At 52.9% G+C, this 11,928-nt stretch carries 15 protein-coding genes and 1 other annotated feature; of the genes, 5 read left to right on the plus strand and 10 right to left on the minus strand.

Annotated elements, in window-relative coordinates; translation table 11 throughout:
- Window positions 1-6 precede the first annotated feature (6 nt).
- From pheS to ABLU95_RS00405, 8 genes are all read right to left on the minus strand, one after another.
- Window positions 7-990, minus strand: a complete 984-nt coding sequence (pheS, locus tag ABLU95_RS00370) for a phenylalanine--tRNA ligase subunit alpha (RefSeq protein ID WP_002909105.1) — start codon at window positions 988-990, stop codon at window positions 7-9.
- A 63-nt stretch (window positions 991-1,053) separates the two neighbouring features.
- Window positions 1,054-1,178 (minus strand) — a sequence feature (Phe leader region).
- On the minus strand, window positions 1,129-1,173 hold the full coding sequence (pheM, locus tag ABLU95_RS00375) for a pheST operon leader peptide PheM (RefSeq protein ID WP_001386830.1): 45 nt from the start codon (window positions 1,171-1,173) through the stop codon (window positions 1,129-1,131). It overlaps the preceding feature by 45 nt.
- 118 nt (window positions 1,179-1,296) lie before the next feature.
- Entirely contained in the window at window positions 1,297-1,653 is a 357-nt protein-coding gene (gene rplT / locus ABLU95_RS00380) for a 50S ribosomal protein L20 (RefSeq protein WP_000124850.1), read from the minus strand.
- A gap of 50 nt (window positions 1,654-1,703) precedes the next feature.
- Entirely contained in the window at window positions 1,704-1,901 is a 198-nt protein-coding gene (gene rpmI, locus ABLU95_RS00385; RefSeq protein WP_001124225.1) for a 50S ribosomal protein L35, read from the minus strand.
- A 92-nt stretch (window positions 1,902-1,993) separates the two neighbouring features.
- Entirely contained in the window at window positions 1,994-2,536 is a 543-nt protein-coding gene (gene infC / locus ABLU95_RS00390) for a translation initiation factor IF-3 (protein ID WP_004189469.1), read from the minus strand.
- A gap of 3 nt (window positions 2,537-2,539) precedes the next feature.
- On the minus strand, window positions 2,540-4,468 hold the full coding sequence (gene thrS / locus ABLU95_RS00395) for a threonine--tRNA ligase (protein ID WP_017900777.1): 1,929 nt from the start codon (window positions 4,466-4,468) through the stop codon (window positions 2,540-2,542).
- A 431-nt stretch (window positions 4,469-4,899) separates the two neighbouring features.
- On the minus strand, window positions 4,900-5,133 hold the full coding sequence (locus tag ABLU95_RS00400) for a hypothetical protein (protein WP_048297753.1): 234 nt from the start codon (window positions 5,131-5,133) through the stop codon (window positions 4,900-4,902).
- Between the two features lie 269 nt (window positions 5,134-5,402).
- The gene (locus ABLU95_RS00405; protein ID WP_004203142.1) at window positions 5,403-6,161 is read right to left on the minus strand and encodes a YdiY family protein; all 759 of its coding nucleotides are present in this window, start codon (window positions 6,159-6,161) and stop codon (window positions 5,403-5,405) included.
- A 355-nt stretch (window positions 6,162-6,516) separates the two neighbouring features.
- Here ABLU95_RS00405 and pfkB point away from each other — a divergent pair, with 355 nt between their 5' ends.
- The 3 genes from pfkB to ABLU95_RS00420 all read left to right on the plus strand — a co-directional run bounded on the left by pfkB (window position 6,517) and on the right by ABLU95_RS00420 (window position 8,805).
- Window positions 6,517-7,449, plus strand: a complete 933-nt coding sequence (pfkB, locus tag ABLU95_RS00410; protein WP_023290115.1) for a 6-phosphofructokinase II — start codon at window positions 6,517-6,519, stop codon at window positions 7,447-7,449.
- 93 nt (window positions 7,450-7,542) lie between these two features.
- Window positions 7,543-7,827 (plus strand): type V toxin-antitoxin system endoribonuclease antitoxin GhoS, encoded by a 285-nt coding sequence (ghoS, locus tag ABLU95_RS00415; RefSeq protein WP_101977403.1) that lies wholly within the window; start codon window positions 7,543-7,545, stop codon window positions 7,825-7,827.
- Between the two features lie 105 nt (window positions 7,828-7,932).
- Window positions 7,933-8,805 (plus strand): fructosamine kinase family protein, encoded by an 873-nt coding sequence (locus ABLU95_RS00420; RefSeq protein WP_023290117.1) that lies wholly within the window; start codon window positions 7,933-7,935, stop codon window positions 8,803-8,805.
- 43 nt (window positions 8,806-8,848) lie between these two features.
- On the opposite strand, the gene tonB is transcribed toward ABLU95_RS00420, so the two are convergent.
- On the minus strand, window positions 8,849-9,595 hold the full coding sequence (tonB, locus tag ABLU95_RS00425; RefSeq protein WP_032428890.1) for a TonB system transport protein TonB: 747 nt from the start codon (window positions 9,593-9,595) through the stop codon (window positions 8,849-8,851).
- Between the two features lie 210 nt (window positions 9,596-9,805).
- Between tonB and ABLU95_RS00430 the strand changes: the two genes are divergently transcribed.
- Both ABLU95_RS00430 and ABLU95_RS00435 read left to right on the plus strand, forming a co-directional pair.
- Entirely contained in the window at window positions 9,806-10,102 is a 297-nt protein-coding gene (locus ABLU95_RS00430; protein ID WP_002910042.1) for a YciI family protein, read from the plus strand.
- Between the two features lie 686 nt (window positions 10,103-10,788).
- Window positions 10,789-11,436: a YceI family protein gene (locus ABLU95_RS00435; protein WP_074442545.1), complete on the plus strand. Its 648-nt coding sequence runs from the start codon at window positions 10,789-10,791 to the stop codon at window positions 11,434-11,436.
- Between the two features lie 276 nt (window positions 11,437-11,712).
- On the opposite strand, the gene ABLU95_RS00440 is transcribed toward ABLU95_RS00435, so the two are convergent.
- The gene (locus ABLU95_RS00440; protein WP_023290120.1) at window positions 11,713-11,886 is read right to left on the minus strand and encodes a YciY family protein; all 174 of its coding nucleotides are present in this window, start codon (window positions 11,884-11,886) and stop codon (window positions 11,713-11,715) included.
- Window positions 11,887-11,928: the final 42 nt, after the last annotated feature.

Consider the following 11,928-nt stretch of genomic DNA (forward strand, 5'->3'; position numbering starts at 1 on the left):
CTGCCCTTATTTAAACTGTTTGAGGAAACGCAGATCGTTTTCGAAGAACGCGCGCAGATCGGTGACGCCATAGCGCAGCATGGTCAGACGCTCCATGCCCATGCCGAAGGCGAAGCCGGAGTACACTTCCGGATCGATACCCACGTTGCGCAGCACGTTCGGGTGCACCATCCCGCAGCCCAGCACTTCCAGCCATTTGCCGTTTTTACCCATCACGTCAACTTCCGCGGACGGTTCGGTGAACGGGAAGTAGGACGGACGGAAGCGTACCTGCAGATCTTCTTCAAAGAAGTTGTTCAGGAAGTCGTGCAGGGTTCCTTTCAGGTTGGTGAAGCTGATGTTTTTATCAACGATCAGACCTTCCATCTGGTGGAACATCGGGGTGTGGGTCTGATCGTAGTCGTTACGATAGACGCGGCCCGGCGCGATAATACGGATGGGCGGCTGCTGGTTTTCCATGGTGCGGATCTGCACGCCGGAGGTCTGGGTGCGCAGCAGGCGAGTGGCATCGAACCAGAAAGTGTCGTGGTCAGCGCGCGCCGGATGGTGGCCCGGGATATTCAGCGCATCGAAGTTGTGGTAATCATCTTCGATTTCCGGGCCCGTCGCCACGGTAAAGCCGAGCTCACCGAAGAAACTTTCAATACGGTCGATGGTGCGGGTGACCGGATGCAGACCGCCATTTTCAATGCGGCGGCCCGGCAGCGAGACGTCGATGGTCTCTGCAGCCAGACGAGCATTCAGCGCCGCGCCTTCCAGTTCGGCTTTGCGCGCGTTCAGCGCCTGCTGTACCTGCTCTTTCGCTTCGTTGATGACCGCACCGGCTGCCGGACGCTCTTCCGGCGGCAACTCACGCAGGGTGGTCATTTGCAGGGTCAGATGCCCTTTCTTACCCAGGTATTCCACGCGGACGTTGTCCAGCGCAGCAACATCTGATGCCTCGTTAATGGCTGCCTTGGCACTGGCAACCAGCTCTGCGAGATGTGACATGGTTTTCCTCATTATGTCGGTGCAGACACCGGTTATAGTGAAATTAATATTCCGAATCCATATACGAAAAAAGCCTCCACAGGGGAGGCTTTCTGGCGCTGTTTTCCGTTTCTTCTTTCACGCGCTAGCCTCCTGAGTTCAGGTGCTAAAGTAAAAAAAGAAGCGGAAAATAGCAGCATTCATGCTTGCATTACCTTGTCTGGTAAGAAACGTCAGACCTGTATTGAAAAGCCTGCGCCGATAAAAGTCAATGTATTGATGGTGTTGAAACGAAAAGAGGGAGACAAGCTCCCTCTTTCAACTGGCTTATGCCAGAGCTGCTTTCGCTTTTTCGACCAGAGCGGTGAACGCTACTTTGTCGAATACGGCGATGTCAGCCAGGATCTTACGGTCGATTTCAACAGAGGCTTTTTTCAGGCCATTGATGAATTTGCTGTAAGAAATACCGTTCTGACGTGCTGCTGCGTTGATACGTGCAATCCACAGTTGACGGAACTGACGTTTACGTTGACGACGGTCACGGTAAGCGTACTGACCAGCCTTGATAACAGCCTGGAAGGCAACGCGGTATACGCGAGAACGCGCACCGTAGTAGCCTTTAGCTTGTTTCAAAATTTTCTTGTGACGTGCACGTGCAATTACACCACGTTTTACGCGAGCCATGTGTGCTCTCCTGTATCTATTCTAAGTTAAAAAAGTTAAACGTTAACGACTTATGCGTACGGCAGGCACGCGATAACCAGGCCCAGATCGCCTTTGGAAACCATGGCTTTCGGACGCAGGTGACGTTTACGCTTGGTAGCTTTTTTAGTCAGAATGTGACGCAGGTTAGCGTGCTTGTGCTTAAAACCACCTTTACCGGTTTTTTTGAAGCGCTTAGCAGCACCGCGTACGGTCTTAATTTTTGGCATTTTAATAACTTCCACTTCGCATTGTTAATAAACGAAACAAAGGCGAACAAAACCAGTGAGCCGAAGCCCACCGGAAATGTTTCTTGATGGCCTTACTGTTTCTTCTTAGGAGCGAGCACCATGATCATCTGGCGGCCTTCGATCTTCGTTGGGAAGGATTCGACTACTGCCAGTTCAACCAGATCGTCTTTCACGCGGTTAAGCACTTCCATACCGATCTGCTGGTGGGCCATCTCACGACCGCGGAAACGCAGCGTGATTTTGGCCTTATCGCCATCTTCGAGAAAGCGAATCAGGCTGCGGAGTTTTACCTGATAGTCACCTTCATCAGTACCAGGGCGGAATTTAATTTCCTTAACCTGGATAACTTTCTGCTTCTTCTTCTGTTCCTTAGAAGACTTACTCTTTTCATAAAGGAACTTGCCGTAGTCCATGATACGACAAACTGGCGGCTCGGCGTTAGGGCTGATTTCAACTAAATCTACTCCAGCCTCTTCAGCCTTTTCGATAGCTTCTCTCAGACTCACAATACCCAGCTGCTCACCTTCCAGACCTGTTAAGCGAACTTCCTGGGCGCGAATCTCGCCATTGATACGATTCGGACGTGCCGTTTGAACTCGTTTTCCGCCTTTAATACCTTATTCCTCCAGTTGTTGAAGACTGCGGCTGCGAATCTCTTGTTGCAGCTTCTCGATCACTTCATTTACGTCCATGCTGCCGAGGTCTTTCCCGCGACGGGTGCGCACGGCCACTTTGCCGGCTTCGACTTCTTTGTCGCCACAGACCAACATATACGGGACACGACGTAAAGTGTGCTCGCGGATTTTAAAGCCAATCTTCTCATTTCTCAAGTCTGCTTTTACACGAATGCCCGCATTTTGTAGTTTACGCGTCAATTCGTTAACGTATTCAGCCTGAGAATCGGTGATATTCATGACCACCACCTGCACTGGTGCAATCCAGGTTGGGAAGAAGCCAGCGAACTCTTCGGTCAGGATGCCAATGAAGCGCTCCAGAGAACCGAGAATCGCACGGTGGATCATGACCGGCACCTGACGCTCGTTGTTTTCGCCCACATAGGAGGCGCTTAAACGCTGCGGCAGAGAGAAGTCCAGCTGTACCGTACCGCACTGCCATGCACGATCGAGGCAGTCATACAGGGTAAATTCAATTTTCGGGCCGTAGAACGCCCCTTCACCCAGTTGATATTCAAATGGGATATTATTTTCTTCCAGCGCCACCGCCAGATCCGCTTCCGCGCGATCCCAGGTCTCGTCGCTGCCGATACGTTTTTCCGGGCGAGTCGACAGTTTGACGACGATCTTCTCGAAGCCAAAGGTGCTGTACATATCATAAACCATACGAATACAGGCGTTCACTTCATCGCGAACCTGATCTTCAGTACAGAAGATATGCGCATCATCCTGGGTAAAGCCGCGAACGCGCATCAGACCGTGCAACGCGCCTGATGGTTCGTTACGGTGGCAGCTACCAAACTCCGCCATACGCAGCGGCAGATCGCGGTAGGATTTCAGCCCCTGGTTGAAGATCTGCACGTGGCCCGGGCAGTTCATCGGCTTAATGCAGTATTCACGGTTCTCAGAAGAGGTGGTGAACATCGCATCTTTGTAGTTGTCCCAGTGGCCGGTTTTTTCCCACAGCACACGGTCCATCATGAACGGACCTTTGACTTCCTGGTACTGATACTCTTTCAGTTTCGAACGGACAAAGGTTTCCAGTTCACGGAAGATAGTCCAGCCGTCGTTGTGCCAGAACACCATCCCAGGCGCCTCTTCCTGCATATGATACAGGTCGAGCTGCTTACCGATTTTACGGTGGTCGCGCTTGGCGGCTTCTTCCAGACGCTGCAGATAAGCATTCAGCGCTTTTTTATCTGCCCACGCGGTGCCGTAGATACGCTGCAACATTTTATTGTTGCTGTCGCCGCGCCAGTAGGCACCGGCGGTTTTCATCAGCTTGAAGTGATGGCAGAAGCGCATGTTCGGCACGTGCGGACCGCGGCACATATCGATATATTCTTCATGATGATACAGGCCAGGCTTGTCATCATGGGCAATGTTTTCGTCAAGAATAGAAACTTTATAGCTTTCGCCGCGCTTCACGAAGGTTTCACGCGCTTCGTGCCAGCTCACTTTCTTCTTGATGACATCGTAGTTTTTCTCGGCGAGCTCATGCATACGTTTTTCGAGCGCGTCGATATCTTCCTGAGTCAGGGTATGGTCGAGGTCTACGTCATAGTAGAAGCCATTATCAACAACCGGACCGATAGCCATTTTGGTGTTGGGCCACAGCTGCTTGATGGCATGACCTAACAGGTGCGCGCAGGAGTGACGAATGATCTCCAGCCCTTCTTCATCTTTAGCCGTGATAATAGAGAGGGTGGAATCAGTTTCAATCGGGTCGCAGGCGTCTACCAGTTCACCGTTTACCCGCCCGGCGATGGTGGCTTTCGCCAGGCCCGGGCCGATATCCAGCGCGACGTCCATCGGGCTGACAGCGTGATCAAAATGGCGTTGGCTGCCATCAGGAAGCGTAATTACAGGCATTTTATGTCCTTATTTGCAGTGGTGCCCCACACGAAAGAGCACATACAAAACTATATAATCATCATTATCATCAGGTTAAGGCGCAGTTCCCGCTTCACTCTGCGAAAAGAGGAGCACGACCGGAGCGATCGTTCCCGCCTGCTGCCGCCTGCTGATAACACCGGGGAGTAGTTTACACATCATTGGTACGTGATTAAAGCCGTAATAGCATAAATGATGGCGGAATGTGGAGAAAACAAGAGCAGCGCGGATAAAAGCAGAATATCCGCCAGGAAGACGCGAAAATAATCACCAGCGAAGCCGGATGATATTATGCGGACAAACTAAAAGAGACGCCTTGATATTGCCTGCGTGATGTTTAGCGCGGGTCGTTAAACCGGTACCACTCTACCCGGCTTAATAGTCTGCCCGTGAAGCAGTAGCCTGCGATATTAAGACCACTCGCCTGCCACCAGCGTATGCACATTAAAGGCATCGCTCATGGATTGTCCGGTGCTATGGGAACCGGGGGCAATATTCGAACCGGCCTCAACGTCGGTTGCTTTGGCGATACCTACCTGCGTATGGTCCTGGTTACCCGACGGCGGAACTGGCGTGGCGGCTGATGCGCCAAAGGAAAGCACGCACAGCGCTAGGGCTGCGATGGTAAATTGGCTGTTTTTCATGATGTTTATTCTCTTATTACGGAAGACGGACCGAACAATGTCGCCATTCGGTCAGTGACTCTTAGTATAGATCCAGATCACATATTTGTCCGTCGAATATTTAGCTTTTCGTGTCAAATAGAATGAATATTTGTCAGCAAACGGAGAATAATGGAGAAAAGATGGAGGCCCGTTTCTTTTTATAAAAACTAAAACGAATTGCCAGAAAAAATAATGTCACTTATTGCTAAATCTAAAACGATCAGGCCGGGAAACCCGGCCTGAAAATATTACATCTTATACCCGAGGGAGAGAGAGGTCCGGCGATCGGTATGCTCCGGCGCAGACGCAGGCGGCTCCGAGTTCCAGGTGACGTTGTACGCCACTTTCAGCGCAAAGTGGGCGTTAATCGCCACGTTTAACGCGCTCTCTGAGTTGACCGTGGTGTCCTCGGCGCCAAACACCGATACCCCTTGAGTAAATTTGGCGTTGTCGGTCATCTGCCAGGCCCAGGTTCCGGAGGCGTAACCCAGCGGCTGAGTGTCGGTATCCCCGTCGGTGTATTCGTCATAGCGGACGCCAGGACCAAATTCAAACCGCAGGCTATGCACCGGTCCGTTGAGGATTTGACGACCATAGCCCGCCGTCAGAACATCGCGCTGCTGATAGCCGTTGTAGCGGTCGGTTAGCCAACTGCCCTGCCCAAAGACGTAGTTCATATCGGTCAGGTTATAGCGGCTACGGCCACCGACAGCATATTTCTCTGAGGAGCGCTCATCGTTGGACGAGGTGTTGCTGGCGTTGCCCCACAGCGACCAGGCGGTGGTATTGCCATACCAGGTCAGGGTGGAATCGGCCGTCATTGAGGAGTTCTTGGTGTTGCCGGACTGCGCCAGGTAACCTGCGTTGACCACTCCTTCGAACGGTTTTTTGGCAGCGGAAGGGTCATCCATGACGGTAAATACAGAATCATCGGCCATTGCGCCAACAGACGCAAAAAGCCCCCCCGCCAGCATGACCGCTGCGGGTACTGTCTTTAAAAGCTTCATTATAACTCTCTAAAATACATTTTTTAGGACAGTACAAATGATGAACAGGCGTCACTTTGCCGGCTCATTGAATTTAGCGTCCGTACAACATAAAAGAGACCTGTGGGTCCCGGAAACTTTCGCGAGGATCGCGGAGTGCAGGTCCTAAGAAAGGTAGCAAATTATAAAAAAGCACGAATAACATAGCAATCACTTACTCTTTCGTTTTTTGAATAAGACAGCTCCGGAAACAATCTTTATTTCATAATGAAAATACAGGCTTCTTTGCAAATCTCTCAGGGACAGCACTTTCCCTCCCTGGATCATCGTGCCATGCTTAAATAAAGTACAGTCGCCGTATTAAGGAGGAGAAGGAATGACCAAAATTTATACGCTCACGCTGGCCCCCTCGCTGGATAGCGCCACCCAGACCCCACAGATCTACCCGGAAGGGAAACTCCGCTGCAGCGCGCCGGTATTTGAACCCGGCGGCGGCGGGATCAACGTCGCCCGCGCCGTGACCTTTCTCGGCGGGAAAGCCACCGCCATTTTCCCTATTGGCGGCGCCACCGGCGAGCACCTTGCCGCCCTGCTGGCCGATGAGCAAGTGCCGGTCGAGACCGTCGAAACCCGCGACTGGACGCGACAGAACCTGCACGTTCACGTAGCCGCCAGCGGCGAACAATATCGCTTTGTGATGCCCGGCGCCGCGCTGACAGACGATGAATTCCGCCGTCTGGAAGAGAAAGTCCTGACCATCGATCCCGGCTCTCTGCTGGTGATCAGCGGCAGTTTGCCGCCAGGAATCAGCGTCGAAAATCTGATGCAGCTGGTTAAGCATGCGCAACAGCAGGGCCTGCGCTGCATTATCGACAGCTCCGGCGACGCGCTGGCCGCCGCGCTGGACGTCGGCAATATTGAATTAGTGAAGCCAAACCAGAAAGAGCTCAGCGCCCTCGTGCAGCGCGATCTGAGCCAGCCCGATGATGTCCGCCTTGCCGCTCAGTCGTTGATCCAGTCCGGTAAAGTTCGCCGGGTGGTGGTCTCCCTTGGTCCGCAGGGGGCGTTGGGGGTTGACGCCAGCGGCAGTGTTCAGGTGGTGCCACCGCCAATGAAAAGCCAGAGCACCGTCGGCGCCGGCGACAGCATGGTGGGCGCCATGACCTTACGTCTGGCGGAGAACGCCAGCCTCGAAGACATGGTACGCTTTGGCGTCGCCGCCGGTAGCGCCGCGACCATCAACCAGGGCACCCGCCTCTGCTCGCAGGCCAATACGCAAAAAATCTACGATTATCTCTGCGGGCGTTGATCTCCCCTGCCTCTCCGCGCTGGCGGAGGGGAACCACGATATTTGCAGGATGGTCTATGCTGGAAAGGCCATGCATAACAACGGGGTGTAGAAATGAGCAATGATATTACCGCCTGGGTCGTCAGCGTGAACTTCCACGAACAGGCGCTAACGGAGATCAATGAGGTCAGCAACCATTTTACCCGAGCAGGGTTTGTACTGACGCTCAATGATGAAGAGGGCACTCCCCATGAGCTGGGCACCAATACCTTTGGCCTGCTGAGCGCCCAGGCAGCCGAGGAAGTGAAGGCCCTTGGCGCCGGACTGGCGGAAGCGGCCCTTGGCCGCCCGGCGGAGATCGCCGTCAGCACATTCGCTGAATGGTTAAAAGCTCAATAAGTGCGTTTAGCGCAACGTAAAGCGTCAGTTGTGCGTCAGTTCCAGGTTTACCCGGTAGTAATGCGCTAACCTTATGATATGGTGGAAAACATGGGGAGAGACAGCATGTGGCAAGCAATCAGTACTCTTTTACGCGATTGGCATACCGAAGACGCTGAAATCGAACTGAAAACCGAGCTGCCCGGCGGAGAGATCCATTCCGCCTGGCATTTGCGTTTCGGCGGCAAAGATTACTTCGTGAAATGCGACGAACGGGAACTCCTGCCTATCTTCACCGCCGAGGCCGATCAGCTGGAGCTGCTGTCGCGAAGCAAAACCGTTCGCGTACCGCAGGTCTTTGCCGTCGGCAGCGATCGCGACTACAGCTTCGTGGTCATGGAATACCTCCCTCCCCGTCCGCTGGATGCGCATAACGCTTTCCTGCTTGGCCAGCAGTTAGCCCACCTGCATCAGTGGAGCGATCAGCCGCAGTTCGGTCTGGATTTTGATAACGATCTTTCCACCACGCCGCAGCCCAACGCCTGGCAACGTCGCTGGTCGGTGTTTTTCGCCGAGCAGCGTATCGGCTGGCAGCTGGAGCTGGCGGCGGAGAAAGGGTTGCACTTTGGCGATATCGATACCTTAGTCGATGTGGTACAGCAGCGGCTGGCCAACCATCAGCCGCAACCTTCGCTGCTACACGGGGACCTGTGGTCCGGCAACTGCGCCTTAGGGCCGGATGGCCCCTACATCTTCGACCCGGCCTGCTACTGGGGCGACCGCGAGTGTGATTTAGCTATGCTGCCGATGCACCCGGAACAACCCCCGCAGATCTATGACGGCTATCAGTCCGTCTCACCGCTGCCGGCTGGTTTTCTCGAGCGTCAGCCGATCTACCAGCTTTATACCCTGCTGAACCGGGCGATATTGTTCGGTGGCCAGCACCTGGTGACGGTCCAGCAGGCTCTGGACGATGTCTTAATGGAAAAAACGCGTTAGACAAGGTTTACGGCGGACCTCCCCGGTCCGCCGCCCTGCATTATTAGTTAATCTCGACGCCGTTGAGACGGAATTTAATGGTCATCGTCACGCCGGTTCCCGGTCTTGCCTGCTCGTAACGCCATCTGCGCATCGCGCTTTTCACCTCGCGCTCAAACATATTCGCCGGCTGGGCGGAGAGGATCTGCAGATTATCAATTCGGCCATCAGGCGTGACGTCAAACTTCACCCGTACCGTTCCTTCAATGCGCAGCGCCTGAGCGCGCGCCGGATAGGTCGGCTGAACGCGGCTGATCGCCCGCGGGCCGCTCGGGGCAGTGACGGTGGGTTTGGCCGCTGCGGTGGAGGTGCTCGGCGCGGTGCGCGCTGGCGTCGTATTGTTGTTTTCAAACGGTGAAGCCGGACGCGGCTCCGCGGCCGGTTTGACGTCCCGCTTCGGCTGCTCAACCTTTTTCTCCGGCCTGGGCTTCGGTTTAGGTTTGGGCTTCGGCTTAGGTTCTGGTTTATGGATCACCACCGGCGCCTCTTTCGGCGGCTCCGGGACCACCTCAGGTTCCGGCTCCGGTTCAGGTTCAACAACGGGCTGCACGACGGGTTGCGCCGCCGGGGGCGGCTCAAGATCGGCCGGCGCCACCATCGTGATCTCTATCGGCTGCGTCGGGGAAGGCTGTTCAATAACCTGATGTACCGAGGTATAAAGCAGCCCCGCCACAACGGCACCGTGGATAGCCACGGATAACAGCGTTGGCCACGGGAAGCGGCGAGGTAAATCAAGGGTCATTGCGCTCATAGTCGTTTCTGTTGAAAAATGATGCTCCGATTTTAAATGCAAATAGCAATCATATTCAATAAGCCGTCTTAACCTGAGTCAATTTTTGCCACTATTTGCGGAAAAAAGCCGCGTCAGCTGGGCATTCGCCGCCGGGGCGCATCTTTGCATTGCAGTCCATCGTCGTTTAACTTAACGTAATTCGCCTGTTTAATGATAAGGAGCTTTGCCGTGCTTTACGTTATCTACGCTGAAGATATCGCCGATTCTCTGGAAAAGCGGCTCTCGGTTCGCCCCGCGCATCTTGCGCGTCTACAACTTTTACATGATGAAGGTCGGCTGCTTACCGCCGGGCCAATGCCGGCCGTTGACAGCAACGAACCGGGCGCAGCCGGATTCAGCGGCTCAACGGTGATCGCTGAGTTTGAATCGCTGGAAGCGGCTCAAGCCTGGGCTAATGACGATCCGTATATTGCGGCTGGCGTCTACCGCCAGGTCTCTGTTAAACCATATAAGAAGGTATTTTGAAAATACCCTTTTCTTTTTCTGGTTAACGGCAACAACGCACCAGGCCATCAGATGAAAGGGCGCATTTTGCTACATCACATTAAAATGTCGCCCTTTTTAACCGCACGCAAGCGTTGGCTGTTATCCGCCTGAGACGCCAGGAAGATGAGCACATCCCTTCTCCTTCGACGACATCATCTACCCTCACCTCGCCTTTTGCGGCCATTGAAAATGCTGGACCAAACGTCGACGCCGGGCATGATTTTGAATTGCTAATGTATTGAATCAGTCTGCAACAGAGGTCTTGCATTGGATTTAGCGCTTGCTTTACAAGCCAGCACATCCTGACATCGCCCGGTAAATCCAAAATACAGTTGAAAGAAGATCGTTAAAGAGAGATAGATGCTGACCAACAGATATAAAGGCCTGGAATAAATAAGCATGCATATCCCGTTCCGCAGGTATGGGACCCCATATCGCCATCTTACTGCATTCAGAAACGCGGTGGCTTGAAAGCGTCTGAAAATAAACGGAGTGCGCTGACACAGGCACATATCAATATGGAATGAACGTCTAAAAACTACGCAACCAGATTTACGTTGCAGATGATCATTTTTTAAAGTCGATTAATTTCGCTGGGTAAACTTCACGCAGAGTAATTGTAGGGTGATTTTTGGTTGATTAAAAAATTTGAACGGGAATAACAAATGTTTTCAATAAGTGCCGCATTTTTTTGGGCTACCATTTATGTACCTGACGCTTATGAGGATTTTTGTGTGAATACCCTGAAAAAAACCGCATTGCTTTCTCTGCTTGCCTTATATATTCCTGTGTCACAAGCCGCAGCGACAGAATATAGCCTGGATCCGCAGCATACTTCCGTTGTTATTGCCTGGAACCATTTTGGCTTCTCTAACCCTACAGCGTATATCTCTGATGTTTCAGGGAAACTGTCTTTTGACAAAGACAACCCGGAGAAATCCTCTGTGCACGTCACGCTGCCAGTCAAAACCATTGACACTCACGTCAAAGCGTTAACGGATGAGTTTTTAGGCAAAGAGTACTTCGATGTCAACACGTATCCTGAGGCCACTTTTCAGAGCACCCGGGTGGAAAGTAAAGGCGACAATAAATATGATGTTGAAGGTAACCTGACCATTAAGGGCATCACCAAACCGGTTGTATTGCATGCCACTCTGAATAAACAGGATATGCATCCGATGGTGAAAAAACAGGCCATTGGTTTTGATGCCACAGGGGTAATAAAACGTTCAGACTTCAAGCTTGATAAATATGTTCCGGCGGTGAGTGATAACGTGACTATCACGTTATCCACGGAAGCCTATGCCAAATAAATTAACGCCCGCAAAAGCGGTGCGTTTTATTCCGGGTGGTTATCCTGATAGTGAGCACGACATTGAAAAACGATCGACGACCCCACGCCCTGTCCGGACTTCCACTCGGCGGTGAATGCCTGTTGCGGAAAAAGGCGTTCTGTCGATAATCCCCGTCATACCCTGACAGGCATCGCATAGATATTTCAATAGGCGATCTGGCGATGTTAAAAGGGAATGCCGCGCAGAGCGGGAAAACGACAACGGCACCGCGTTCGGTGCCGTTGTTCTGCTCGTTTAACAGTCGGGGAAGATAAACAGCAGAGCATGACGCTGCCGTTTCACCAGTCCCTTCCTGATAGCGAGGATCCGCATATTGCGGCGTGATTGGGCTTCCAGCCAGCGCGCTTTACGGCGATTCACCTGTCTCAGCATGCGCCAGCGCCCTACTTCCGTTCTACTACGCTTCATTGCAACGACTCTACGAGTGAAAACAGCCCCCATTATAAACCT

Source organism: Klebsiella sp. GG_Kp146 (genome assembly GCF_040061975.1).
In the GTDB taxonomy this organism is placed as follows: domain Bacteria; phylum Pseudomonadota; class Gammaproteobacteria; order Enterobacterales; family Enterobacteriaceae; genus Klebsiella; species Klebsiella quasipneumoniae.